Origin of the sequence: Microbacterium karelineae (assembly GCF_009745985.1) — a bacterium.
Lineage (GTDB): Bacteria > Actinomycetota > Actinomycetes > Actinomycetales > Microbacteriaceae > Microbacterium > Microbacterium karelineae.
On the sequence record NZ_WFIX01000175.1, the window covers coordinates 476899 to 503354 of the forward strand.

At 70.2% G+C, this 26456-nt stretch carries 23 protein-coding genes; 16 read left to right on the forward strand and 7 right to left on the reverse strand.

What is annotated here, in order from left to right:
• Positions 1-57: 57 nt before the first annotated feature.
• The 5 genes from GB932_RS05685 to GB932_RS05705 all read right to left on the reverse strand — a co-directional run bounded on the left by GB932_RS05685 (position 58) and on the right by GB932_RS05705 (position 6593).
• A complete protein-coding gene (locus GB932_RS05685; protein ID WP_156759705.1) occupies positions 58-810 on the reverse strand; it encodes an alpha/beta fold hydrolase in 753 nt (250 codons plus the stop codon).
• 70 nt (positions 811-880) lie between these two features.
• Entirely contained in the window at positions 881-2584 is a 1704-nt protein-coding gene (locus tag GB932_RS05690) for an ABC transporter family substrate-binding protein (protein WP_197517318.1), read from the reverse strand.
• 49 nt (positions 2585-2633) lie between these two features.
• Positions 2634-4691, reverse strand: a complete 2058-nt coding sequence (locus tag GB932_RS05695; RefSeq protein ID WP_156759706.1) for an ABC transporter ATP-binding protein — start codon at positions 4689-4691, stop codon at positions 2634-2636.
• A complete protein-coding gene (locus GB932_RS05700) occupies positions 4688-5608 on the reverse strand; it encodes an ABC transporter permease (RefSeq protein WP_156759707.1) in 921 nt (306 codons plus the stop codon). Before GB932_RS05700 ends, GB932_RS05695 begins: the two co-directional genes overlap by 4 nt.
• 1 nt (position 5609) lies before the next feature.
• Positions 5610-6593 (reverse strand): ABC transporter permease, encoded by a 984-nt coding sequence (locus GB932_RS05705; protein ID WP_156759708.1) that lies wholly within the window; start codon positions 6591-6593, stop codon positions 5610-5612.
• Between the two features lie 392 nt (positions 6594-6985).
• On the opposite strand from GB932_RS05705, the gene lepA reads away from it, so the two are divergent.
• The 13 genes from lepA (at position 6986) to recO (ending at position 20699) form a co-directional block, all read left to right on the forward strand.
• Positions 6986-8836: a translation elongation factor 4 gene (gene lepA / locus GB932_RS05710; protein ID WP_156759709.1), complete on the forward strand. Its 1851-nt coding sequence runs from the start codon at positions 6986-6988 to the stop codon at positions 8834-8836.
• A gap of 42 nt (positions 8837-8878) precedes the next feature.
• Positions 8879-9520: a DUF1990 domain-containing protein gene (locus tag GB932_RS05715; RefSeq protein WP_156759710.1), complete on the forward strand. Its 642-nt coding sequence runs from the start codon at positions 8879-8881 to the stop codon at positions 9518-9520.
• Complete coding sequence (gene hemW, locus GB932_RS05720; RefSeq protein WP_156759711.1) at positions 9520-10740, forward strand: radical SAM family heme chaperone HemW; 1221 nt, start codon at positions 9520-9522, stop codon at positions 10738-10740. Before GB932_RS05715 ends, hemW begins: the two co-directional genes overlap by 1 nt.
• A 67-nt stretch (positions 10741-10807) precedes the next feature.
• Positions 10808-11845: a heat-inducible transcriptional repressor HrcA gene (gene hrcA, locus GB932_RS05725; protein ID WP_156759712.1), complete on the forward strand. Its 1038-nt coding sequence runs from the start codon at positions 10808-10810 to the stop codon at positions 11843-11845.
• Positions 11846-11904: 59 nt separating this feature from the next.
• A complete protein-coding gene (gene dnaJ / locus GB932_RS05730; RefSeq protein WP_156759713.1) occupies positions 11905-13017 on the forward strand; it encodes a molecular chaperone DnaJ in 1113 nt (370 codons plus the stop codon).
• On the forward strand, positions 13017-13745 hold the full coding sequence (locus GB932_RS05735; RefSeq protein WP_156759714.1) for a 16S rRNA (uracil(1498)-N(3))-methyltransferase: 729 nt from the start codon (positions 13017-13019) through the stop codon (positions 13743-13745). Before dnaJ ends, GB932_RS05735 begins: the two co-directional genes overlap by 1 nt.
• A gap of 28 nt (positions 13746-13773) precedes the next feature.
• Positions 13774-14121 carry an HIT domain-containing protein gene (locus tag GB932_RS05740; protein WP_156759715.1) on the forward strand — a complete coding sequence of 116 codons (348 nt, stop codon included), beginning with the start codon at positions 13774-13776 and terminating at the stop codon, positions 14119-14121.
• A gap of 46 nt (positions 14122-14167) precedes the next feature.
• Positions 14168-15184 carry a PhoH family protein gene (locus tag GB932_RS05745; RefSeq protein ID WP_156759811.1) on the forward strand — a complete coding sequence of 339 codons (1017 nt, stop codon included), beginning with the start codon at positions 14168-14170 and terminating at the stop codon, positions 15182-15184.
• Positions 15181-15648 carry an rRNA maturation RNase YbeY gene (gene ybeY, locus GB932_RS05750; RefSeq protein ID WP_156759716.1) on the forward strand — a complete coding sequence of 156 codons (468 nt, stop codon included), beginning with the start codon at positions 15181-15183 and terminating at the stop codon, positions 15646-15648. Before GB932_RS05745 ends, ybeY begins: the two co-directional genes overlap by 4 nt.
• Complete coding sequence (locus GB932_RS05755) at positions 15645-17036, forward strand: hemolysin family protein (RefSeq protein WP_156759717.1); 1392 nt, start codon at positions 15645-15647, stop codon at positions 17034-17036. The genes ybeY and GB932_RS05755 overlap by 4 nt, the downstream gene beginning before the upstream one ends.
• Complete coding sequence (gene era, locus GB932_RS05760) at positions 17029-17928, forward strand: GTPase Era (RefSeq protein ID WP_156759718.1); 900 nt, start codon at positions 17029-17031, stop codon at positions 17926-17928. Before GB932_RS05755 ends, era begins: the two co-directional genes overlap by 8 nt.
• Before the next feature lie 141 nt (positions 17929-18069).
• Entirely contained in the window at positions 18070-19824 is a 1755-nt protein-coding gene (gene leuA, locus GB932_RS05765; protein ID WP_156759719.1) for a 2-isopropylmalate synthase, read from the forward strand.
• Positions 19825-19979: 155 nt separating this feature from the next.
• The gene (gene recO, locus GB932_RS05770; protein WP_156759720.1) at positions 19980-20699 is read left to right on the forward strand and encodes a DNA repair protein RecO; all 720 of its coding nucleotides are present in this window, start codon (positions 19980-19982) and stop codon (positions 20697-20699) included.
• Between the two features lie 21 nt (positions 20700-20720).
• Here recO and GB932_RS05775 read toward each other — a convergent pair whose 3' ends face one another.
• Together GB932_RS05775 and GB932_RS05780 are read right to left on the reverse strand one after the other, a co-directional pair.
• Positions 20721-21512, reverse strand: a complete 792-nt coding sequence (locus GB932_RS05775; protein WP_156759721.1) for an isoprenyl transferase — start codon at positions 21510-21512, stop codon at positions 20721-20723.
• A 21-nt stretch (positions 21513-21533) separates the two neighbouring features.
• Positions 21534-22031, reverse strand: coding sequence for a glutathione peroxidase (locus tag GB932_RS05780; RefSeq protein ID WP_156759722.1), 498 nt, complete (start codon positions 22029-22031; stop codon positions 21534-21536).
• A gap of 105 nt (positions 22032-22136) precedes the next feature.
• Here GB932_RS05780 and dusB point away from each other — a divergent pair, with 105 nt between their 5' ends.
• Genes dusB through dnaG form a run of 3 tightly spaced genes read left to right on the forward strand, consistent with a single transcriptional unit; the run spans position 22137 to position 26447 of the window.
• A complete protein-coding gene (gene dusB / locus GB932_RS05785; protein ID WP_156759812.1) occupies positions 22137-23270 on the forward strand; it encodes a tRNA dihydrouridine synthase DusB in 1134 nt (377 codons plus the stop codon).
• Positions 23271-23274: 4 nt separating this feature from the next.
• Positions 23275-24603, forward strand: a complete 1329-nt coding sequence (locus GB932_RS05790) for a deoxyguanosinetriphosphate triphosphohydrolase (protein ID WP_231916009.1) — start codon at positions 23275-23277, stop codon at positions 24601-24603.
• Positions 24603-26447: a DNA primase gene (dnaG, locus tag GB932_RS05795; protein ID WP_156759724.1), complete on the forward strand. Its 1845-nt coding sequence runs from the start codon at positions 24603-24605 to the stop codon at positions 26445-26447. Before GB932_RS05790 ends, dnaG begins: the two co-directional genes overlap by 1 nt.
• Positions 26448-26456 lie beyond the last annotated feature (9 nt).

The window sequence follows — 26456 nt, forward strand, 5'->3', positions numbered from 1 at the left end:
GGGGCTGCCGTTCGACGTGTGCGGGTGTGGGACCCCCACGCAAGCCAAAGCACAATGTTACCAGGTGGGACCTGGGATGCCTGACCGCGCGACGGACGCCACGGCGAGGTCGATGAGCGCGTTCGCGACCCGGGGCCGCATCGCGGTGAGCAGGTGCGTCGTGCGGGGCACCACGATGAGCTCGGCGCGCGGCACCAACCGGGTGAAGGTGCGCTCGTTCACGCGGAGCTGATCCCATTCGCCGTTCACGAACCAGACGGGCGGCGTGCGGGCTTGGATCCGGACGAGGCAGCGCGCGAGCGTCAGCTCGGCGAGGCTCGCGAGGACGCCGTCCTCGGCGCCGAGCGCGTAGCCGCCCGCCTCGAGGTCGGCGCGGGTCTCGGGCGGCAGCTGCGCGTCGAGGGCGCGCCGGATGAACCAGCGGCCCTGGCCCGGCAGGCGCAGCACACCGCGCGCCATGAGGCGGTACGCCGTGAGGCCCGCGCCGCGCGGGAAGGCCGTGCAGCAGGCCCCGACGAAGGCCGCCACCGGGGGAGCGGCGCCCGCCCTGCCGACGTAGGCCGTCGAGAGCAGCCCGCCGAGCGAGTGCCCCACGAGGACGACGGGGCCGCGCTCCGCCGCGCGAGCGACGGCGCGGTCGATGGATCCGATCGCCTCGTCGAGCGACCACGGCTCGCCCAGACGCGTGCCGTGGCCCGGCAGGTCGACGGCCTCCGCCCGGATGCCGCGGCGCGCGAGGTGCGCGAGCTGCGCCCGCCACATCGTCGCCGAGGTGCGGATCCCGTGTACGAGGACGACCTGGGGATCCATGCCGCCAGCATACGAGAGCGGGGCCGGCGCACTGGCGCCGACCCCGCGATCGTGATTCAGAGGGAGAGGATCACTCCGCCGCCCAGCCGAAGTTCTCCACCGGCTGGATGCCGAAGAGGTCCAGGCCCGTGTAGGGCTCGGGCGTGAGGTTCGCCAGGCCGTCCTTGACCGTCATGATCGACGGACCCGAGTAGAGCGGCAGGATGCCCCACGACTCGGCGATGAGGTCCGCCTCGAGCTCCATCGCGGCGGGGATCTGTTCCTCGGGCGTCGCGAGCGCCTCGACCTCGTGGATGCGATCGTCGAACGACGAGTCCATCGTCGCCGACAGGTTCAGGCCGCTGCCCTCGCAGTACAGCTGGCACATCCACATGACGCCGTAGGCGTCGCTCGACGAGAAGCCGAGCATGACGAGGTCCCAGTCCTTCTCGCTGAGCGTCGTCGAGAACTCGCTCGGCGCGCGCTGGTCGAGCTCGAGCTCGAAGCCGACCTCAGCCAGCTGCTGCTGGACGACGCGCCCGCGCGCCTCGGTGATCGGGTCGTCGCCGAAGGACGGCAGGCGGCCCTCGAAGCGCACGCCGTCGCGCTCGCGCACGCCGTCATCGCCCATCGCCCAGCCGGCCTCGTCGAGGATCGCGTTCGCCTCGTCGACGTTGAACTCCCAGCCGGCGTTCGCCAGCGCGTCCTCATAGCCCTCCTGGTACGGGTAGAGGTTGAGCGAGCCCGCGGGGTCCTCCGTGTAGTCGAGGCCGTCCCACATGACCTCGGTGATCTGCTCGCGGTTGATCGCCATGAGCAGCGCCTGTCGCGTCTCGAGGTCGGCGAACTGCTCGCGCTCGGCGTTCAGCTCGATCAGATTCGTCGCGGCGCGCGCGGCGCGATAAGTCGTAACCCCGTCCATGTCGGCGATCTGCTGCATGCGGTCGGCGGTGCCCGTGCCTACCATGTCGATCTCGCCGTTGCGGAAGGCGTTCATCGCGGCGGTCTCATCCATCTCGCGGAACGTCATCTCGTCGAGCATCGGCTCGTCGCCCCACCAGTTCTCGTTCGGCTCGAACGTGATGACGCGCCCGTTCTTGTCGAACTCCTTGATGGTGTACGGGCCGGCGCCCCACTCGGGGTGCGCCTCCTCGAGATAAGCCTCGTTGAACTTCTCGGCCGTGTCGACGGCGGGGTGCACGACGTTGAAGAACAGCGCGTCGACCCAGGCGAAGGTGCCGTCGAAGGTCACGACGGCCTGCTTCTCCGTCTCGCCGGCCTCGACGGAGGCGATGTTGCGGTAGCCCTCCGTGCTGTTCGGCACGTAGTCGCCCTCGCCGTTGTTCGCGATCCAGGTGTTCTCGATCGTCTTCCAGTCCATCGGCGTGCCGTCGTTGAACTCGGCCTCGTCGGTGAAGGTCAGGGTGAGCACCGTGTTGCCGTCGACCTCCTCGACGGTCTTCTCCGAGACGTAGGCGGGGTTCGGGTAGGCCTCGCCCTCGGGCGTCGAGAGGATGATCTGGGGGTTGTACCAGGTCCAGACCGTCTGCGTGTCGACCTGCCCATCGCTGTGCATGGCGTTCATCTGCGGCGAGATCTCGCCGATCGCCCGCACGACCGTGCCGCCCTGCTGCATGTCGGCGCGGTCGACGGGGTTGTAGTCGGCGCCCTCGATGGTCCGGGGGGCTTCGTCCCCGCCGCCTTCGGAGGGCGTCGAGCCGCCGCAGGCCGTGAGGGCGAGCGAGAAGCTCGCCGCGACCGCGGCCGCTGTGAGCCACTTCGTCTGCTTGTTCATTGGTGCTCCTTTCGCGCTTTCGCGCTCTGGGTGGGACTGAGGGGGAGGCTTATCGGTGGTGGCACGCGTTGGTGTGAACACCCTCGCGTCCCGTGAGCTGTGGGGCCTCGCCCTCACAGCGAGCCCTGCTCGCCATATCCAGAGTCTGGTACAGCGGGCAACGGCTCACGAAGGGGCAGCCCGAGATCTTGTCGGTCGGGCTGGGAAGATCGCCCGTCAGGACCACGCGCTCTCGTGCGCGCTCCACATGCGGGTCGGGGATCGGGATGGCCGAGAGCAGCGCCTGTGTGTACGGGTGCTGCGGGTCATCGAACACCGCGTCGACGTCGCCGAGCTCGACGAACTGGCCGAGGTACATGACCGCGACCCGGTCGGCGAGGTGGCGCACGACCGAGAGGTCGTGGGCCACGAAGAGGTACGACAGGCCGAGGCGGGCCTTGAGCTCGTCGAGCAGATTGATGACGCCGGCCTGGATCGACACGTCGAGCGCCGAGACGGGCTCGTCGAGCACGAGCACGAGCAGGCGCGGCTCGGTCGCGAGCGCGCGGGCGATGCCGATGCGCTGCCGCTGGCCGCCCGAGAACGCCTGCGGGAAGCGATCGCTGTGCGCCGGGTTGAGGCCGACGAGCCCCATGAGCTCGTCGACGCGCTCGTGCGTCGCGTCCTTGCTCGTGCCGATCGTGAGGAGCGGCTCGGCGATGATGTCGAACACCGTCATGCGGGGGTCGAGCGCGCCCATCGGATCCTGGAACACGATCTGGATGTCGCGGCGCATCTCGCGCTCGTGGCGGGACGAGCGGATGTCGTTCACGCTCGTGCCGTTCACGACGATGTCGCCGTGCTCCTGCTTCGCGAAGTCCATGATCTGGAGGAGGGTCGTCGTCTTGCCCGAACCGGACTCGCCGACGATCGCGAGCGTCTCGCCCTCGCGGATGTCGAACGTGACGTCCTTCACGGCGTGCACATCGCCGACGCGCCGCTTCACGAGCGCGCCCTTCATGAGGGGGAAGGTCTTCGTGAGGTTCGTCACAGCCAGGGTCGCGGCGCGCTCCTCGCGCGGCACCGCTTCGAGGGCGCTCTCGGGGATCGGCGGCGGGGGGAACACCGCGGAGCCGTCGATCGCGCCGTCGCGGATCTCGTCGGCGCGAATGCAGGCCGCGAGGTGCTCGCCGCCGCCCGCGACGGGCGCCAGCTCGGGCTCGCCCTGGCGGCACGCGGCCGTCGCGATGGGGCAGCGGTCGGCGAAGGGGCAGGCGTCGGGCAGTCCGATCAGCATGGGCGGATTGCCCTTGATCGGGATGAGCGGCTGCTTCTCCTTCTTGTCGACGCGCGGGATCGCGCCGAGCAGGCCGATCGAGTACGGCATGCGCGTGTCGTCGAAGAGGTCGTCGACGGGGGCGTGTTCGACGGGCTTGCCCGCGTACATCACGAGCACGTCGTCGGCGACGCTCGCGACGACGCCCATGTCGTGCGTGATCATGATGACCGCCGCGCCCGTCTCCTTCTGGCCCTTCTTGATGACGTCGAGGATCTGCGCCTGGATCGTCACGTCGAGCGCCGTGGTGGGCTCGTCCGCGATGATCAGCTTGGGGCGGTTCGCGATCGCGATCGCGATCACCACGCGCTGCCGCATGCCGCCCGAGAACTCGTGTGGGAAGCTGCGCATGCGCGCCTCGGCGTTCGGGATGCCGACGGTCTTCAGCAGCTCGATGCCGCGCTGCCACGCCTCCTGCTTCGACATCCCCCTGTGCGCCGTGAGGGTCTCGACGAGCTGGTCGCCGATCGTGAACACGGGCGTGAGCGAGGTGAGGGGATCCTGGAAGATCATCGACAGCCCGTTGCCGCGGATCCGCGACATCTGCTTGTCGGTCTTGCCGAGGAGCTCTTCCCCGTCGAAGGTGACCGAGCCGCCGATGGCCGCGTTCTCGTCGAGCAGGCCCATGATCGCGAGCGAGGTGACCGACTTGCCGGAGCCCGACTCGCCGACGATGCCGATCGTCTCGCCGGGGTGCAGGTCGAAGGTGACGCCGCGCACGGCGTCGACGCGGCCGGCCTCGCTGGCGAAGCTGACCGTCAGGTCGCGGACGGAGAGGATGGGATCTGTCATGCGCGGCCTCCTGCCGCCGAGGTCGGATCGAGGGCGTCGCGCAGGCCGTCGGCGATGAACGCCATCGAGACCGTCAGGAGCGTGAGGACGAGCGCCGGGAACGCGAACACCCACGGCGCGGAGGTCACGAGTGAGGAGCCCACGCCGATGAGCGAGCCGAGGGAGACGTCGGGCGTCTTCACGCCGAATCCGAGGAACGACAGGCTCGTCTCAGACTGCACGGCGCTCACGACGCCGAGGGTGAAGTTGATGATGAGGAGCGAGCCCATATTCGGCAGCATGTGGCGCAGCACGATGCGGAAGCCGCCGACGCCCATGTAGCGGGCGGCCTGGATGTACTCGCGCTCGCGGATCGACAGCGAGAGCGTCCACACGGTGCGGGCGAGGATCATCCAGCCGATGAGGATCAGCATGAGAGAGAGCACGAACCAGTCGCCGCCCGAGCCTGTCGTCACGAGCGCGACGAGCAGGAAGCCGGGGACCGCGATCATGAAGTGGATGACGGCGAGCACGACGCGCTCCCACCAGCCGCCGAAGTAGGCGGCCGAGGCGCCGAGCACGGCCGAGATGACCGTCGTACCGGTCGCGACGACGAGGGCGATCATCAGGGAGCGCTTGAGCCCCTCGACCGTCATGGCGTAGATGTCGTTTCCGGCGCCTGTCGTCCCGAACCAGTGCTCCGCGCTCGGGGGATCGGAGAGCGCGAGGAAGTCGAGCTCGACGTGGTCGTACTGCTGCAGGAGCGATCCGAAGAGCGCGAAGAGGACGAGGAAGGCGAAGATTCCGAGGCCGATCGTCGCCGGGAGATTCCGGAAGAAGCGGCGCGCGTAGAGCTTCGTCTTCGACATCGGCTTCGAGCGCTCGATGCCCTCGGCCTTCGCAATCGGCGTGGTCTGGGGGTCGGTGGACATGGTCATGTCAGTTCACCCGCACTCGGGGGTCGAGGGCCACGACCGCGATGTCGGCGAGGATCGCGCCGATCGCGGCGAGGAGGGCACCGAAGGCCGCGATCGCGACCGTGCCGTGGATGTCGTTCTTCGCGATCGTCTGCACGAAGTACTCGCCGAGCCCGTGCCAGCCGAAGATCCGCTCCGACAGGACTGCGCCGAGGAACACGTTCGGGATCGTGAACGCGATCTGCGTCGCGATCGGGATGAGCGAGGTGCGCAGTGCGTGGCGCCGGATGGCGGTCTGCTTCGTGAGGCCCTTCGCGCGCGCCGTGCGCACATAGTCGGCGCTGATGTTGTCGAGCAGGAGCGAGCGCTGCAGGAAGTGCGTCGTCGCGTAGCCCACGAGCGCCATCGCGATGGTCGGCAGCACGAGCCGATGCAGCGTGTCGAACACGGCCTCCCACCACGAGTCGATGCCGACGCCTGAGGGTCCCGTGACGAAGAGCACGTTCCGCCCGGCGAGCCCGTTGATCCACACGGCGAAGATCACGAAGCCGAGGGCCGCGACGATCGGGGGGATGTTCATCGTGATGATCGAGGTGAACTGCCCGATGCGATCGGCGAGCTTGTACTGGCGGTTCGCCGTGTACACGCCGAGCGCGATGCCCGCGACGGTCGCGATGATCGTTGCGCCCGTGACGAACTCCGCCGAGATCCACATGCGGTAGGCCATCTGTGCGTTCACGTTCTGCCCGTCGGGGGCGACGCCCCAGTCCCAGCGCAGCACGATGTTCGTCAGCCAGGTCCACCACCTCTCCACGAGGGGGACAGAATCGCTGAGGTTCCGCGGCTCGAGGAGCGCGGTGATCTCGTCCGGTGAGAGGGGAGGGCGTCGACCGATGAAGTTGCTGCGCGGATCCAGGAAGTTCCACGCGAGCACATAGATGAGGTTGGTCGACACCACGATGATGGCCAGCCACGAGATGAGGCGGCGCGTCAGGTATCGGAACAAGGTGTCAGTGAGCTTTCTCGGCAGGAGCGTCGGGCTGAGACGTGACTCTAGCCCGCACTCGTGCTCTTCGGCCAGAGGGGTCGCCCCTGGAGGAAAAGCGTTATCAATCTGTTTCAGTATGAACTTTTCGTTCGGAGATCCCGGTGCGAACAGTGCACCCTGCTGGGCATCGCCGTCGATTCCGCCGATCATCCTGCGCTTCCTACCTGGATGTCTCGTGCACGTGTTGAGCAGATTGCACGGCCTCGCGCGCGCATGCACCCGGGTCCGCGCGACAGGATCGAGCGAGGCGGATCATGTTTCGATCGTGTGAAGATTCCGGCTCCGGGGGCGCGCCGATGCGTCTGCGCGCGCAGGGTCCAGCCGCGGCGGACGCGTAGACTGATGCAGATATGTCGCCCCGTGCCTCCCAGACGCTCGCGCCCGCCGCCACGCCGCCCGCGCGCCTGCGCAACTTCTGCATCATCGCCCACATCGACCACGGCAAGTCCACGCTGGCCGACCGCATGCTGCAGCTGACGGGCGTCGTGGCCGATCGCGAGATGCGCGCGCAGTACCTCGACCGCATGGACATCGAGCGCGAGCGCGGCATCACGGTCAAGAGCCAGGCGGTGCGCATCCCGTGGGAGGTCGACGGCGAGACGTTCGCGCTCAACATGATCGACACCCCGGGGCACGTCGATTTCTCGTATGAGGTGTCGCGCTCGCTCGCCGCCTGCGAGGGCGCGATCCTCCTCGTCGACGCGGCGCAGGGCATCGAGGCCCAGACGCTCGCGAACCTGTACCTCGCGCTCGAGAACGACCTCACCGTCATCCCGGTGCTCAACAAGATCGACCTCCCGTCCGCGGATCCCGAGCGCTTCGCGAAGGAGCTCGCCGACCTCATCGGCGGCTCTCCGGACGACGTCCTGCGGGTCTCGGGCAAGACGGGGCACGGCGTGGACGCGCTCCTCGACCGCATCGTCGGCGACATCCCCGCACCCGTCGGCGATCCCGACGCGGCCGCGCGCGCCATGATCTTCGACTCGGTCTACGACTCCTATCGCGGCGTCGTGACGTATGTGCGGATGATCGACGGCCAGCTCTCGCCGCGACAGCGGATCCAGATGATGTCGACGCGCGCGACGCACGACCTGCTCGAGATCGGTGTGTCGAGCCCCGAGCCGACCCCGTCACAGGGCCTCGGCGTCGGCGAGGTGGGCTACCTCATCACGGGCGTGAAGGACGTGCGCCAGTCGAAGGTCGGCGACACCGTCACCGACGCGCGCACACCCGCGACCGAGTCCCTGCCCGGCTATGTCGAACCGAAGCCGATGGTGTTCTCGGGCGTGTACCCGATCGACGCGAGCGACTACCCCGTGCTGCGCGAGGCGCTCGACAAGCTGAAGCTGTCGGACGCCGCCCTCGCCTACGAGCCCGAGACGTCGGTCGCGCTCGGCTTCGGCTTCCGCTGCGGCTTCCTCGGCCTGCTGCACCTCGAGATCATCACGGAGCGCCTGCGCCGCGAATTCGACCTCGACCTCATCACGACGGCCCCGAGCGTGATCTACACCGTCACGACCGAGTCCGGCGAGCAGATCGTCGTCACGAACCCCAGCGAGTACCCCGATGGGAAGATCGGCGCGGTCACCGAGCCGGTCGTCGAGGCCTCGGTGCTCACCCCCAAGGACTTCGTCGGCACGGTCATGGAGCTCTGTCAGGGCCGTCGCGGCACGCTGCAGGGCATGGACTACCTCTCGGAGGAGCGCGTCGAGCTCAAGTACACGATGCCGCTCGGCGAGATCGTGTTCGACTTCTTCGACCAGCTCAAGAGCCGCACACAGGGGTACGCGAGCTTCGACTACGAGCCCTCGGGATCCCAGGAGGCCGACCTCGTCAAGGTCGACATCCTGCTGCAGGGCGACCGCGTCGACGCCTTCAGCGCGATCGTGCACCGCGAGAAGGCGTACTCCTACGGCACGACCATGGCCGAGCGGCTGCGCAAGCTGATCCCGCGCCAGCAGTACGAGGTGCCGATCCAGGCGGCCATCGGCGCGCGGGTGATCGCGCGCGAGACGATCCGCGCGATCCGCAAGGACGTGCTCGCCAAGTGCTACGGCGGCGACATCAGCCGCAAGCGAAAGCTGCTCGAGAAGCAGAAGGAGGGCAAGAAGCGGATGAAGATGGTCGGCCGCGTCGAGGTCCCTCAGAACGCCTTCATCGCCGCTCTCTCGGGCGATGTCGAGTCGGCAGGCAAGAACTGAGATCCCCGCGGGGACGAATCCGAGGCAGTGAGGGTGAACAGCATGCGCAGGGCGACCTTCCGAGACCAGACGGTCGACTATGCGGCGGTCGGCGCCTCCCAGGCGGCCGACCTGCTGCAGTATCCGCCGGAGCGCTCGATGCCCGCGGTCGGATCGTGGCGCATCGGGAGCGGTGAGGAGCGCTTCCGCAAGGCGGCCGAGGACCTGCTGTCGTGGCGCGTCATCACGGGGGCGGGCCTCGAGGTCACCGATGTGCGTCCCTCGTCGGATCCCGGATACACGGGAGTGAGCTTCGACGTCGACGGCACGCCCGTCGTGCCCGCCCAGCGGGAACCCGACCAGCGGTTCACCCCGGACGGCATCGCCTACGTCAGCGCGGGCGCGACCGCCCACGTGCACGGGCGGGCGCGCGGGCGCCGGGCCGACGGGGACTATCGCGTGATCTTCGTCGCGGAGGAGGAGCGCCGCGTCGCGTTCGCTCTCGGCACCGTCGCCGCGACGATCGTGAGCGGCGAGGTGCTCTTCAGCGTCGAGTGGCGCGACGACGACGAGGTGTGGTTCGAGGTGCGGGCGTTCGACATCCCCGTGCAGTGGTCGTACCGCCTCTTCCGCGGTCTCGTGAAGCGCCGGCGGCGCCTGCTGAACTCCGCGTACCTGCGCGCGGTCTCGCCGCTCTTCGCCTGATGCCGGGCGCTCTGCCGCTCGGCGATCCGGCACCCGCCGACGGCCTGCTGCCGGACGCGGTGGTGCCGCGCGAGGACGTCGACTTCGGCGTGTACCTGCACGTGCCCTTCTGCCGCGTGCGGTGCGGCTACTGCGACTTCAACACCTACACGGCGACCGAGCTGCGCGGGGCGCGGCAGGATCAGTACGCCGACACGCTCCTGCGTGAGATCGACCTCGCGCGCGGCGTGCTGGCCGGGGCGGCTCCGCTGCGGCCCGCGCGCACCGTCTTCTTCGGCGGCGGCACGCCGACGCTCCTCCCCGCGGGCGATCTCGCGCGCATGCTCGACGGCGTCCGCGACGCGTTCGGGCTCGCGGATGGCGTCGAGGTGACGGTCGAGGCAAACCCCGACACCGTGACCGACAGGGTCGCGGACGAGCTCGCCGCGGCCGGCGTGACGCGCATGTCGATCGGGATGCAGTCCTCGGTTCCACACGTCCTGGCGGCCCTCGACCGCACGCACACACCGGCGAATGTCGGATCCGCCGTGCGGGCGGCGCGCCGATCGGGGCTCGACGTGAGCCTCGACCTCATCTACGGCGCCCCCGGCGAGGGGATCGACGACTGGCGCGCCTCGCTCGACGACGCCCTCGCACACGAGCCGGACCACGTGTCGGCCTACGCCCTCATCATCGAGGAGGGCACGAAGCTCGCCCGGCGGATCTCGCGGGGCGAGGTGCCCGCGCCGGACGACGACCTGCAGGCCGATATGTACGAGCTCGCGGACGACCGCCTCGCGGAGGCCGGATACTCCTGGTACGAGGTGTCGAATTGGGCGCGCGGCGAGGCCCACCGATCGCGCCACAACCTCGCGTACTGGCGCGGATTCGACTGGTGGGGCTTCGGACCGGGCGCCCACAGCCACGTCGCCGGGCTGCGGTGGTGGAACGTCAAGCATCCCGCGGCGTACGCGCAGCGGCTCGCCCTCGGCGCGTCGCCCGCGGCCGGCCGCGAGACCCCGGACGCCGGACAGCGCGCCCTCGAGCGCGTCCTGCTCGAGACGCGGATCCGCGAGGGCATGGCCGTGGCGGCGCTGCCGACGCCGGGCGCGCGCGCCGCCGTCGCGGGGCTCATCGCGGACGGGCTGGTGGAGGGATCCGCCGCGATCGCCGGGCGCGTCGTCCTGACGCGACGCGGGCGCCTGCTCGCCGATGCCGTCGTGCGCGCCCTCACCGAGTGAGCCCGCAGGGGCCAGAGAGTAGAATTGGCACTCGAACGGATGGAGTGCCAGCACGAGAGGAGCGCAGATGGTCACCGACCGGGGTCTGCAGGTGCTGCGCGCGATCGTGCGCGACTTCGTCGACACGCACGAGCCCGTCGGCAGCCGCGCCATCGTCGAGCGGCACGCCTTCGGGGTGTCCGCCGCGACGATCCGCAACGACATGGCGCTCCTCGAAGAAGAGAATCTGATCGCCCAGCCCCACACGTCGTCGGGTCGCGTCCCGACGGACAAGGGCTACCGCGCGTTCGTCGACCACCTCTCCGATGTGCGTCCGCTGTCGCGCGCCCAGCGCACGGCGATCGAGGCCTTCCTCGCGGATCCCGCCGATCTCGACGACCTCCTCGCCCGCACGGTGCGCCTGCTCACACAGCTCACGGGCCAGGTGGCGCTCGTGCAGTACCCGTCGTTCGCGCGGGCGACCCTCACGCATGCGCAGCTCGTAGCGCTCGATGCACGGCGCCTGCTCGTGATCATGGTCACCGACACGGGCCGCGTGTCGCAGCGCATCGCGATCCTGCCCGCCGAGCTCGCAGACGCCGATGCGGAGGCCGTCTCATCGCGGCTCGCCCCGCTCATCGTCGGCCACCCCGTCGGCGACGCGGCCGAGCGGGTCGAGGTGGCCGCCTCGGGGCTGGCCGATCCGCAGACGCCGCGGGATCGCGCGCTCCTCGCGGTCTTCGCCGCCGTGTCGGAAGAGCTCGACGAGTTCCGGCAGAACCGCCTCGTCATGGCCGGCGCGGCGACGCTCGCGCGCCGCGAGGACGATTTCCGGGGGAGCATCCACCCGCTGCTCGAGGCGATCGAGGAGCAGGTCACGCTGCTGCGGCTCATGAGCGAGATGGCGGCCGACGACAACGGTCTCGCGACGAGCATCGGGCGCGAGAACGCGGCCTTCGGGCTCGGCGAGGCGTCGATCGTGGCGAGCGAGTACGACGCGACGGTCGGCCGCGCGCGGGTCGGGCTCATGGGGCCCACGCGCATGGACTACCCTCGCAACCTCGCGGCGGCACGCGCCGTCGCGCGATACCTGACGCGGGTGCTCGAAGAAGACGAGGCCCGGTGAGTTTCCGGCCGACGGCCGGTGAGTGAACCCGATCGCGGATCTCCGCGGAAAGGCGAGAAGTGGCAGACCACTACGAGGTGCTCGGCGTGTCGCGCGAGGCGAGCGACGACGAGATCAAGAAGGCGTATCGCAAGCTCGCGCGCCGGCTCCACCCGGATGTGAACCCGTCGGACGAGGCGGCGGAGCAGTTCAAGAGCGTGACCCACGCCTACGAGGTGCTGATCGACCCCGAGCAGCGCCGCCGCTACGATATGGGCGGCGACACCGGCGGATTCGGGGGCGCCGGCTTCGGCGGCTTCGGCGACGTGTTCGAGGCGTTCTTCGGGGCTGCCGGCGGCGGATCCCGCGCGGGGCGGCCGCGATCGCGCCGCGAGCGCGGCGAGGACGCCCTCGTGCGCCTCTCGCTCGAGCTCGGCGACGTCGTGTTCGGCACCCACCGCGAGGTGGAGATCGACACGGCGGTGCTGTGCGAGACCTGCAGCGGCTCGTGCTGCCAGCCGGGCACGCAGCCCGAGCGCTGCGATGTGTGCGGCGGATCCGGCCACGTGCAGCGGCAGGTGCGCAGCCTGCTCGGCAACGTCGTCACGCAGCAGCCCTGCGGATCCTGCCAGGGCTATGGCACGCGCATCGCCAACCCGTGCGCCGCGTGCCAGGGGCAGGGGCGCGTGCGGTCCCGGCGCACCGTCGGGCTCGACATCCCCGCCGGCGTCGAGACGGGTCTGCGCCTGCAGCTGCCGGGATCGGGAGAGGTCGGCCCCGCGGGCGGCCCGAACGGCGACCTGTATGTGGAGGTCCACGTCGAACCGCACCCCGTGTACAGCCGCGACGGCGACGACCTGCTCGCGACGCTCGAGGTGTCGATGACCGACGCGATCCTCGGGACGACGACCTCGATCGACGGCCTCGACGGCGCCGTCGACCTCGAGGTGCGTCAGGGCGTGCAGTCGGGCGATGTGCTCAAGATCGCCGAGCGCGGCATCACGGGCCTGCGCAGCAAGCGGCGCGGCGACCTGCGCGTCGCGATCCAGGTCGTCACGCCCACGAAGGTCGACGGCCGCACGCGCCAGCTGGTCGAGGAGCTCGCCCAGCGCACGAAGGCGCCGGAGCCGCGCCTGTCCGAGCACCAGCAGGGCCTGTTCTCGAAGATCCGCGACAAGTTCCGCGGGGCCTGATGGCCCTGCACTTCGTGCACGATGACGCGTCATCGGCGGGCGTCGGGGATCTCGTGGCCCTGACGGGCGCCGAAGCCCACCACGCCTCGTCGGTGCGCCGCGTGCGCGTCGGAGAGCGCGTCACCCTGACGGATGGGCGCGGCGCGTGGCTCGACGGCGAGGTCGCCGAAGCGCAGCCGAAGCGCGTCGACGTCCGGATCCTCGCACGCGAGGTGCGAGAGGCGCCGTCCCGGCGGATCCTGCTGGCGCAGGCGCTCGCGAAGGGCGACAGGGACGAGCTCGCGGTGCAGGCGGCCACGGAGCTCGGCATCGACGGGATCGTGCCGTGGCAGGCGTCGCGCAGCGTCTCGCGGTGGCACGGCCCGAAGGCCGAGAAGGGGCGCGCACGGTGGGCGGCGATCGTCCGCGAGGCCGCCAAGCAGGCGCACCGCGCGTGGATCCCCGAGGTCGAGCCGGTGCGCACGACCGCGGAGCTCGCCTCTCGTGCCGTGGGCGCCCGCATCGTCGTGCTCGACCCGTGGACCGATGCGCGCCTCTCTCTGCTCGGCGACGACGGCGGCGACATGCTCCTCGTCGTCGGACCCGAGGGCGGCATCGCCGACGAGGAGCTCGCGGCGTTCGACGTGGCGGGGGCGACGCGAGCGCGGCTCGGCGACAGCGTGCTGCGCACCTCGACGGCCGGGCCCGCCGCGATCGCCGTGCTGAGCGCGGCGCTGGGCCGCTGGTGACGATCGCCGTCACCGTAGACTGGCGGATATGAGCGAGCCGACCGTCTTCACGCGCATCCTGAACGGCGAGATCCCCGGCGACATCGTCGCGGAGACCGATCGCGTCTTCGCGATCACCGACATCAACCCGCAGGCGGCCGTGCACGTGCTCGTCATCCCGAAGACGCAGGAGTACCGCGACGTCTCGGAGCTGGCCGCGGGCGACCCGGCGCTGCTCGCCGAGCTCATCGCCGTCGCGAAGTCCGTCGCCGCCGAGAAGGCCGACGGCGACTTCCGCCTCATCTTCAACACGGGGGCGGGCGCGGGACAGACCGTGTTCCACGTGCACGCCCACGTTCTCGCGGGCGATCTGGAGGAGAAGAGCCTCATTGGCTGACACACCGAACCCGACCACCGTCACGATCCACGCCGACGGCGTCGCCATGGTGCAGCTGCTCGGCCCGCAGGACAAGCTCCTGCGCATGGTCGAGAGCGAGCACCCCGACGTCGATGTGCACGTGCGCGGCAACGAGATCACGCTCTCGGGATCCGAGGACGCCGTCGGCGCGGCGCGCGCCCTCGTCGACGAGCTCCTCGAGATGACCCGGCGCGGCCACGACCTCGGCCCCGCCGATGTGCGGGCATCCAATCGCGTGCTCCAGGAGTCCGGCGAGCGCCCCAGCGAGGCGTTCGGCGAGGCGATCCTCGCCACGCGCGGCAAGACGATCCGAGCCAAGACGATGGGCCAGCGCGACTACGTCGACGCGATCGACCAGAACACGATCGTGTTCGGCATCGGACCGGCGGGAACCGGCAAGACCTACCTCGCCATGGCGAAGGCCGTGCAGGCGCTGCAACGGCGCGAGGTCAGCCGGATCATCCTCACGCGACCGGCCGTGGAGGCGGGGGAGCGGCTCGGGTTCCTGCCCGGCAGCCTCACCGACAAGATCGACCCGTACCTGCGCCCCCTGTACGACGCCATCAACGAGATGATGGATCCCGAGGCCGTGCCGAAGCTCATCGCAACGGGCACGATCGAGGTCGCCCCGCTCGCGTACATGCGCGGGCGCACCCTCAACGACTCGTTCGTCGTGCTCGACGAGGCGCAGAACACGACGCCCGAGCAGATGAAGATGTTCCTCACGCGGCTCGGGTTCGGCACGCGGATGGTCGTCACGGGCGACATCACCCAGGTCGACCTGCCCGGCGGCACGAGCGGCCTGCGCGTCGTGAACAAGATCCTCACCGACGTCGAGGACATCCACTTCGCCCAGCTCACGAGCGCCGACGTCGTCCGCCACACCCTCGTGGGCCGGATCGTCGACGCCTACAGCGCCTATGACGAGAAGCGCACGGCGCACCGGGCGGAGCTCGACGAGGCGCGCGAGTTCGCGAACCGCGCCGAACGCCGTCGCGGCATGACGCCGCGCGACCGATCCCCGAAGCGAGGACGCTCATGATCGAGATCAACAACGAGTCAGGGGTCGACGTCGACGTCGACGCCCTCCTGCGCCTCGCGCAGCACGACCTCCGCGAGCTCCACGTGAGCCCCGACGCCGAGCTCGCGATCGTGCTCGTCGACGAGGGCGCGATGGAGCAGCTGCACGTGCAGTGGATGGACGAGCCGGGCCCGACCGATGTGCTGAGCTTCCCGATGGACGAGCTGCGCCCCGGATCCGCCGACATGCCCACCCCGCCGGGGCTGCTCGGCGACATCGTCGTCTGCCCGCAGGTGGCGGAAGGACAGGCCGAGACCGCCGGCCACTCGCTCCTCGACGAGATGTTCCTGCTGACGACGCACGGCCTGCTGCACCTGCTGGGCTACGACCACGCTCTCCCCGACGAGGAGCGCCGCATGTTCGCACTTCAGCGCGAGCTGCTGACCTCATTCGCGACGAGCGAGAGGCGGCGTCGCCGCGCATGATCGAGGCCCTCCTCATCATCGGCGCGATCGTCCTCGTCGTTCTCGCCGGCTTCATGACGGCCCTCGACTCCGCCCTCTCGGTGACGTCCACGGCCGATCTCGTCGACATGGCGGCCGAGGGGCGCAGCACGCGCTCGCTCGCTCATATCGCGCGTGATCGCGATGCGCACGACAACGCGATCACGCTCCTCCGAGTTCTGTGCGACGTCGGGGCCGTCGCGCTCATGGCCTCGGCGTTCTCGCTGATCTTCGAGAGCGACCTCTGGGGCGTCCTCGTGACGGTCGTCGTCATGACGATCCTCATCTACGTCGTCGTCGCGTCCGCGCCCACGACCGTGGGGCGCCGCTACGCCGAGGGGATCCTCGCCGTCGGTGCGCCGACGATCCGCGGGGCGCGCATCGTGCTCGGCCCGATCGCGCGACCGTTCGCGGCCGCGAGCGCCAGGGTGATCCCCGGCGCCCGGCGGCGCGGCTTCGAATCCGAGGAGCAGCTGCTCTCCATCGTCGACGAGGCGGCCACGCACGCGCTCATCGAGGACGACGACCGCGAGCTCATCCACTCGGTCTTCGACTTCACCGACCAGATCGTGCGTGCCGTCATGGTGCCCCGCACCGAGATGGTGACGGTCGACGCCGACGCGACGGCATCCGGGGCGGTCGACGAGTTCCTCTCGAGCGGACTGTCGCGCCTCCCTGTCGTCGACGGCGACGTCGACAACGTCGTCGGCGTGCTCTACCTGAAGGACCTCGTGCAGCACGCGTTCCGCGAGACGCCGGGGTGGCGCGTCGCGGCGGTGCGGGCCTTCGCGCGCCCTGCCCTGTTCGTGCCCGAGCAGATGCGCGCCGAGACGCTCCTGCAGCAGATGAAGGCGGATCAGGTGCACGTCGCGCTCGTCGTCGACGAGTACGGCGGGATCGCGGGACTCGTGACGCTGGAGGACCTCCTCGAGGAGCTCGTCGGCGACATCGCCGACGAGTACGACGCGCGCTCGAACGAGGTCGTCGACCTGCCGGACGGCAGCTTCCGCGTGAGCTCGGCGCTCGGCGCCGAGGAGGTGGGCGAGCTGTTCGGGATCGACATCGACGACGAAGACGTCGACTCGATCGGCGGGCTCATGGCGAAGACGCTCGGGCACGTGCCGCAGCCGGGCGAACAGGTCGAGGTGGCCGGGCTCGTCCTCACCGGCGGCACCTCGCGCGGGCGGGGGCGCGGCATCGCGACGGTCTTCGTCGACCGCACGCCCGCGCGGCGCGCCGTTGACGACGTCCTCGGGCGCAGCCCCCGCACGGGCGAGCTGACGCTGCCCGACCCCGACGACCTCGACCAGGCCTCCGGCTCCCGCCGCGGGCAGAAGAAGACAGGCAGGAAGGGCGGACACGATGAGTGACGCACAGCGATCCGGATTCGTCACCTTCGTCGGACGGCCCAACGTCGGGAAGTCCACGCTCATGAATGCGCTCGTGGGGGAGAAGGTCGCGATCACGAGCGAGAAGCCGCAGACGACGCGGCGCGCCATCCGCGGGATCCTCAACCGGCCCGAGGGCCAGCTCGTCGTCGTCGACACGCCGGGCGTGCACCGTCCGCGGACGCTCCTCGGACAGCGGCTGAACGACCTCGTCGAGTCGGTGCTCGGCGACGTCGACGTCATCGCGTTCTGCGCGCCCGCGAACGAGAAGGTGGGCCCCGGCGACCGGCGCATCGCGGAATCGCTCACGGGCTACCCGCGCGCGAAGAAGGTCGCGCTCGTGACGAAGACCGATGCCGCGAGCCGCGACCAGGTCATGGAGCGGCTCATGGAGGTCGACGCCCTGCGCGACGACTGGGCCGCCGTGATCCCGCTCTCGAGCGAGACGGGCGATCAGCTCGACGTGCTCGCAGGCGAGGTGCTCGCGCTCATGCCCGAGGGGCCCGCGCTGTACCCCGAAGGTGTCGTCACCGACGAGTCGATCGAGGATCGCGTCGCCGAGGCCATCCGCGAGGCGGCGCTCGAGGGCGTCCGCGACGAGCTGCCGCACTCGATCGCCGTGCAGGTGCAGGAGATCGCGGGGCGCGACGGCGACCCGGATCTCACCGACGTGTTCGCCGACATCGTCGTCGAGCGTGACAGCCAGAAGGCGATCATCATCGGGCGCAAGGGCGCCCGCCTGAAGGACGTGGGCTCGCGGGCCCGCGCCGAGGTGGAGCCGCTCATCGGAACGCGCGTGTTCCTCTCCCTGCACGTGCGCGTCGCGAAGGAATGGCAGCGGGACCCCAAGCACCTCGGGCGGCTCGGGTTCTGAATCCTCCCGCGTGGTATCGTGGGCGGGTGCGACAGTTCGGTCTGCTTCTCCTTATCTGCCGCGACGAGACCTCGTAACAAGGCCCCTCTCGTCGCGGAGCTTCGCGTGGCCCCTCCCACGTTTCGAAGGAACGAGAAGACGATGAAGAACAACCAGAAGCCGAGCGGCATGCCGATCCACAAGTACGTGCCGTTCCACGACCAGATCACGGTCGACCTCCCTGACCGCACGTGGCCGACGAAGCGCATCGAGCAGGCGCCCCGCTGGTGCGCCGTCGACCTGCGCGACGGCAATCAGGCGCTCATCGACCCGATGACGCCCGATCGCAAGCGGATCATGTTCGAGCTGCTCGTGAAGATGGGCTACAAGGAGATCGAGGTCGGCTTCCCGTCGGCGAGCCAGACCGACTTCGACTTCGTGCGGCAGCTCATCGAAGAGGACCTCATCCCCGACGACGTCACGATCCAGGTCCTGACCCAGGCCCGCGAGCACCTCATCGCCCGGACCTACGAGTCGATCCGCGGCGCGAAGCAGGCGATCGTGCACCTCTACAACTCGACGAGCGTGCTGCAGCGGGAGGTCGTCTTCCGCACCGACAGGCAGGGCATCATCGACATCGCTCTCGAGGGTGCGCGCGCGTGCAAGAAGTACGAAGAGACCGTCCCCGAGACGACCGTCTACTACGAGTACTCGCCCGAGTCGTACACCGGAACCGAACTCGAGTTCGCGGCAGAGATCTGCAACCGCGTCATGGAGGTCCTCGTCCCGACGCCCGAGCGGAAGATCATCCTCAACCTGCCGGCGACCGTCGAGATGGCGACCCCGAACGTGTACGCCGACTCGATCGAGTGGATGAGCCGCCACCTCGATCACCGCGAGAACGTGATCCTCTCCCTGCACCCGCACAACGACCGCGGCACCGCCGTCGCGGCCGCGGAGCTCGGATACATGGCCGGGGCCGACCGCATCGAGGGCTGCCTGTTCGGCAACGGCGAGCGCACCGGCAACGTCGACCTCGTCGCGCTCGGCATCAACCTGTTCACGCAGGGCATCGACCCGCAGATCGACTTCAGCGACATCGACCAGGTCAAGCGCACGGCCGAGTTCTGCAACCAGCTCCCCGTGCCCGAGCGCAGCCCGTGGGCCGGCGACCTCGTCTTCACGGCCTTCAGCGGATCGCATCAGGACGCGATCAAGAAGGGCTTCGAAGCGATGGCGCAGACGGCCTCCTCGCGCGGCGTCGCCGTCGACGAGATCCCCTGGGCCGTCCCGTACCTGCCCATCGACCCGAAGGACCTCGGGCGCAGCTACGAGGCCGTCATCCGGGTCAATTCGCAGTCCGGCAAGGGCGGCGTCGCCTACTTGCTGAAGACCAACCACAAGCTCGACCTGCCGCGCAAGCTCCAGATCGAGTTCTCGAACGTCGTGCAGGGGCACACCGACGGCGAGGGCGGCGAGGTCACAAGCGACGACATCTGGAACATCTTCCAGGACGAGTACCTGCCCTCCGGCGCCCCCGACACGAGCTGGGGCCACTACGAGCTGCTCGGCACCACGACCACGCACACCTCCGACGGCGGCAGCGAGCTGCGCGCCACGCTCCGCGACGGCGACGAGCAGGTCGTCGTGACTCGCACGGGCAACGGTCCGGTCGCGGCGTTCCTCGACGTCATGCGCGAGCGCGGGCACGACATCACGCTCTACGACTACACCGAGCACACGCTCAGCGCATCAGGCGACGCCGAGGCGGCCGCCTACGTCGAGCTGCAGGTCGACGATCAGCGCCTCTGGGGCGTCGGCATCGACGGCGACATCGCAACCGCCTCGCTCAAGGCGATCGTCTCCGCCGTGAATCGGTCGATCCGCGTACGCGACGGGGAGCTGGTCGAGGTCTGACCCCTCACACCCCGCTCCGCGGGTGTCTCCCCGGCGCCGCAGTCCCCCCGGCCGCGCCTTCGGCGGGGCCTCCCCGCCAGGCCCGATGCCGGCGGCGCCGGGGAGACACCCGCTGCGCTTCGTCTCCGTCCTCGATGCTGCGAGATGATGGATAGGTGCCCACATACCGCGACGACGCTGTCGTCCTCCGCACCCACAAGTTGGGGGAGGCCGACCGGATCCTGACGCTGCTCACGAGGCAGCACGGCAAGGTCCGCGCAGTGGCGAAGGGCGTGCGCCGCACGTCGAGCAAGTTCGGCGCACGCCTCGAGCCGTTCATGGCGGTCGACGCGCAGCTGTACATCGGCCGCAGTCTCGACATCGTGCAGCAGGTCGATCAGCTCGGCGCGTACGGCGCGGCGATCGCCGCCGACTACGACCGTTTCACCGCCGCGAACGCGATGGCCGAGGCGGCCGAGCGGCTCGTGGGCGAGGGCGACCCGCAGCCTCAGCAGTTCTTCCTGCTCGTCGGGGCGCTGCGCTCGCTGTCCCGGGCGGAGCACGACCCGGGCGCGACGCGCGACTCGTACCTGCTGCGCGCCCTCGGCCTCAGCGGCTGGACCGTGCAGATCGACGCCTGCGCGCGCTGCGGGCTCGCCGGCACGCACGGGCGATTCTCCGCCCAGGCCGGCGGCGTCGTGTGCGAATCGTGCGCGCCCGCCGGCACGCCCCGCGCGGATCCCGACACTCTCGGCGTGCTCGCGGCCCTCCTCGAAGGCGACTGGCCGACGGTCGACGACGCGGATCGGGCGACCCTCGACCGTGCGTCCGGCCTCGTCGCCGCGTACGCGCAGTTCCACCTCGAGCGCGCGATCCGATCGCTCGGGAGAAGGTGACAGCCGCGGCGCGACCCGTTGTCAGGCCCTGTCGATCGCACCGCCGTAGCGGCGATCGCGGGCGTGGAACGTCTGAATGGCGCGCCAGAGGTTCTCGCGCGTGAACTCGGGCCACAGCGCGTCATCGAACACCATCTCGGCGTACGACGCCTCCCACATCATGAAGTTGCTCGTGCGCGTCTCGCCACCCGAGCGGATGAACAGATCCACGTCCGGCATGTTCGGCAGGTAGAGGTTCTTCGCGACCATCTTCTCGCTGATCGCCGACGGCCTCACGCGCCCCGCCTGCACGTCCTCGGCGATCCTCCGCATCGCGTCGACGACCTCCCATCGCCCGCCGTAGTTGATGCACATCGCGAGCGTCATCGTCGTGTTGTCGCGCGTCAGCTCCTCCGCGGCCTGCAGGTCCTTGATGACCGAGCCCCAGAGCTTCGGGCGCCGCCCCGCCCACCGCACGCGCACGCCCCACTCGTTCAGCTGGTCGCGGTGGCGATGCAGCACCTCGCGGTTGAAGCCCATGAGGAAGCGCACCTCGGCAGGGGAGCGCTTCCAGTTCTCCGTCGAGAAGGCGTAGACCGAGAGATGCCGTACCCCCGCCTGCACGGCGCCGGCGATGACGTCGAGCATCGCGTCGACGCCCACCCGGTGGCCGTCGGTGCGGGGGAGACCCTGCCTGTTCGCCCAGCGCCCGTTGCCGTCCATCACGATGGCGACGTGGTTCGGCACCGGCCCCGCGAAGGCGGGCGGCTCGAGGCCCGTCCAGTTCAGCGGCTTGAACGGCACGGCGTCCGGGTGCGTGTACGGCTTCGGCATCCTGCCATTATCCCGGCTGGGTCAGGACGCCACATGCTCCTCGATCAGGCGGACGATCGCGGGATCGTCGGGGACGGTCTTCGACCGGAACCGGCGCACCTCGCCCGACGGCAGCACGAGGAACTTCTCGAAGTTCCACGCGACGGGGCCCGCGAGACCCTTGCCGTCCTTCGTCTTCTTGAGCGCCTTGAACAGCGGGGCGGCGTGCGATCCGTTCACGCGGACCTTGTCCGCGATCGGGAAGGTCACGCCCCACGTCGTCGTGCAGTATTCGACGACCTCGTCCGTCGAGCCGGGCTCCTGCCCCATGAACTGGTTGCACGGGAAGCCCACGACGGTCAGGCCGCGGTCGCCGTAGGCGCGCTGCAGCTGCTCGAGCTGCTCGTACTGCGGCGTGAAGCCGCACTTCGACGCGACGTTCACGACGAGGATCACGCCGTCGCCGTAGTCGGCGAGCGTCTTCTCGGCGCCGTGTGCGTCGGCGAAGGGGATCGTGCGGGGATCGGCTGCGATGCTCATATCCACAGGCTACGTCCGCGCGGGATCCGCGCAGGCGATCGGTGAGAAGATGGATCCGTGACGATCGCACTCGAGACAGCGCCGCGCGACGCCCGCGTGCGCGCCATGCCGCCCCTCGTCATCGGCCCCCTCCGCATCGACGTCCCCGTCGTGCTCGCGCCGATGGCCGGCGTGACGAACATGGCCTTCCGGCGCCTGTGCCGCGAGTACGGCATCGGCCTCTACGTGACCGAGATGATCACGACGCGCGCGCTCGTCGAGCGCAACGACGTGACGATGCGCCTCATCAGGCACCACGAATCGGAGACGCCTCGATCGATCCAGCTCTACGGCGTGGATCCGCGTTTCACGGGAGAGGCCGCGCGCATCATCGCGGCCGAGGACCACGCCGATCACATCGACCTCAACTTCGGCTGCCCCGTCCCGAAGGTCACGCGGAAGGGCGGCGGATCCGCGCTGCCCTGGAAGCGCGACCTCTTCCGCGACATCGTGAAGAGCGCCGTCGACGCGGCGGGCGACGTGCCCGTCACGGTCAAGATGCGCAAGGGCATCGACGACGACCACCTCACGTTCCTCGAGGCGGGCCGCATCGCAGAGGACGTCGGAGCCGCCGCCGTCTCGCTCCATGCCCGCACGCTCGAGGAGTCGTATTCGGGAACCGCCGACTGGTCGGCGATCGGCGAGCTGAAGCAGCACGTGACGAGCATCCCCGTGCTCGGCAACGGCGACATCTGGAGCGCCGACGACGCCGTGCGCATGGTGGACGAGACCGGCTGCGACGGCGTCGTCGTCGGTCGCGGCTGCCTCGGGCGGCCCTGGCTGTTCGGCGAGCTCGCGCGCGCCTTCGGGGGCGACGCGCCGGTCGTCGACGCGAGCCTCGCCTTCGTGGCACAGGCGTTCCGTCGGCACGCCGAGCTGCTCGTCGAGTTCTACGAAGACGAGCTGCGCGGATGCCGCGACATCCGCAAGCACGCGGGCTGGTACTTCAAGGGATACCCGGTCGGCGGTGAGATGCGCGGCCGATTCACGAAGGTCGACTCGCTCGCGCAGATCGACGACCTCATCGGCGACCTCGACCTCGACGCGCCGTACCCCGGCGAGCCCGTCGAGGGCCCACGCGGCCGGTCGGGCCGGGCGCGGCGCCCCGTGCTGCCCCAGGGGTGGCTCGACTCGCGCGCGATCGACGTCGCCGAGACGGCCGAGCTGCAGGACGCGGAGCTGGACACCAGTGGCGGGTGAGCGCGTGCCCGGCCAGACACCCGCCGGGTACTCCGATCACGACACGCAGCGCTTCGTCACCGAGCGGCACCGCTCCGCCCGCGGCCACTTCGCCCGCGACCGCGCGCGCGTGCTGCACTCGGCCGCGCTGCGCCGGCTCGCCGCGAAGACGCAGGTGCTCAGCCCCGCGAGCGACGCCGACTTCGCCCGCAACCGCCTCACCCACTCCCTCGAGGTCGCCCAGGTCGGTCGCGAGCTGGCGATGGCGCTCGGCCTCGACGAGGACGTCGTCGACGCGGCCTGCCTGAGCCACGACCTCGGCCATCCGCCGTTCGGCCACAACGGCGAGAAGGCGCTCAACGCGTGGGCCGCGGACATCGGCGGCTTCGAGGGCAACGCCCAGTCGCTGCGCATCCTCACGCGCCTCGAGGCGAAGGTGCTCGACGGCGAGACGTCGGTGGGCCTCAACCTCACGCGCGCGACGCTCGATGCGACGTGCAAGTATCCCTGGACGATCGACGAGCCGGTGCCCGATCCGGGCGGCCGCCTGAAGTTCGGCGTGTACCCCGAGGACGAGGAGATCTACCGCTGGATGCGCGAGGGCGCCCCCGAGCGGGTGCGCTGCATCGAGGCGGAGGTCATGGATCTCTCCGACGACATCGCCTACTCGGTGCACGACTTCGAGGACGCCGTCGTCAACGGGTACGTCGACGTCGCGCTGCTCGCGGATCCGATCGAGCATCACCCGCTCGTCGGGAAGATCCAGGCGTGGGTCGGATACGACTACAGCCGCGAGGAGCTCGCCGACGCGCTGTACCGCCTCACCCGCCTGCCGATGTGGCTGACGTCGTTCGACCGCTCGCGTCAGGCGCTCGCCCGCCTGAAGAACCTCACGAGCGACCTCATCGGGCGCTTCGCGAGCTCGGCCGTCGCGTCGACGCGGGCCGCGTATCCGGCCGAGACGCTCACGCGCTACGGCGCGCATGTCGTCGTGCCGCGCGATGTCGAGGTCGAGATCGCCGTGCTCAAGGGCATCATGGGCGCGTCGATCGTCACGATCGACGCGCGGCGCAGCGTGTACGCCGAGCAGCGGCGCGTGCTCACCCGCATCGCCGACGCGCTCTGGGCGGCCGACACGCTGTGGTCGTCGGGCGCAGACCAGCTCGATCCGGCCTTCGCCGCGGACTTCGTGCATGCCGCGACAGACGCCGAACGCAAGCGCGTCATCGTGGACCAGGTCGCGAGCCTCACCGATCAGTCCGCGGTCGCGTGGCACGCGCGCCTCGTGGGCGACATCGACCCGGCGGAGGTCGGCATCCGGATGCGGGCCGCGCAACCGGCCGAGGCGCTCTGATGCCGCGGATCCGGCAGGCCGACATCGACGAGGTGAAGGCCCGCACCAACATCGCCGACATCATCGGCGAGCGCGTCGCGCTCAAGTCGGCCGGCATCGGCTCGCTCAAGGGCCTGTGCCCGTTCCATGATGAGAAGAGCCCGAGCTTCAATGTGCGGCCGAGTCAGGGGTTCTACCACTGCTTCGGCTGCGGCGAGTCGGGCGACGTCTACACCTTCCTGCGCGAGATGGATCACCTCACCTTCGCGGAGGCCGTCGAGAAGGTCGCGCAGCGCATCGGCTTCCAGCTGACGTACGAGGAGGGCGGGCCGGCGCCCGAGACGAGCGGCCGCACGCGCCTGTACGCGGCGCACACGCAGGCGGCGGCGTACTTCCGTCAGCAGCTCCTCTCGCCCGAGGCCGAGCAGGCGCGGGCGTTCCTCGGCCAGCGCGGCTTCGATCCGGGCGCGGCCTCGCACTTCGGAGTCGGATACGCGCCGAAGGGGTGGGACGGACTCCTCACCCACCTGACGGGCCAGGGGTTCTCGCGCGACGAACTCGTGACGGCGGGCCTCGTGTCGACGAACCAGCGCGGGGGCGTGTACGACCGCTTCCGAGGCCGCCTCGTCTGGCCGATCCGCGACGTGTCGGGGCAGACCATCGGCTTCGGCGCGCGCCGCCTCTTCGACGACGACAAGGGGCCGAAGTACCTCAACACCCCCGAGACGCCGATCTACAAGAAGAACCAGGTGCTGTACGGCCTCGACCTCGCCAAGCGAGACATCTCCCGCGGCGACCCGAAGCGCGTGATCGTGGTCGAGGGCTACACGGACGTGATGGCGTGCCATCTCGCGGGCCTCACGACGGCGGTCGCGACGTGCGGCACCGCGTTCGGCAGCGAGCACATCCGCACGCTGCGCCGTGTGATGGGCGACGACTCCGCCACGGGCGAGGTGATCTTCACCTTCGACGGCGACGAGGCGGGGCAGAAGGCCGCGCTGCGCGCATTCGCCGACGCCGACCGCTTCTCGGCGCAGACGTTCGTCGCGGTCGCACCCGACGGGCTGGATCCGTGCGATCTGCGGCTGCAGCGCGGCGACGCGGCCGTACGCTCGCTCCTGGACCACCGCGCGCCGATGTTCGAGTTCGTCATCGACCGGAAGCTCGCGGGCTTCCCCCTGACGAGCGTCGAGGGTCGCGTGGGTGCGCTGCGGGCGGCGGCCCCGATCGTCGCGGAGATCCGCGACCGCCTGATCCGTCCCGGATACGAGCGGGTGCTCGCCCAGCGGCTCGGCATGGATCCGACGGACGTGCATCGCGAGGTCGAGAGCGCGGCCCGTGGCGAGTCCCGGCGCGAGGAGCGCGCCGCGCCGGCGGACGCGGGATCCGCGGCACGACCCGCGACGACGCTCGCGTCGCTTCCCCGTACGCGCGACGTCGCGATCGAACGCGACGCGCTCACGGGGATCCTGCAGTACGGTCACCGCATCGATGCCGCGCTCCTGCAGCGCGCGCTCCACGCGGCCTTCCGCACGCCGGCGCTCGACGCCGTGCGCGGCGCGATCGCGTCGGTCGACCGCACGAAGCCGGGGTGGGGGCAGGCCGCGATCGATCAGCTGCCGCAGGCGCTGCGTCAGCTGGGCGGCGAGGTGCTCATGCGCGACTTCCCCGCGCGCGACGAAGAGCATGCGGCGCTCTCGGCCAACGATCTGTGCCGCCGGATCATCGTGCGCGCGCTCGACGCCGAGAAGCAGGAGCTGCTCGGGGCCGTACAGCGCGTGCAGCCCGAGTCGGAGGAGGGGCGGGCCGTGCGCATCCGATTGCGGGATCTCGACCAGGAACGGCGCCGTCTCGTCGACGAGTGAGGGCAGGAT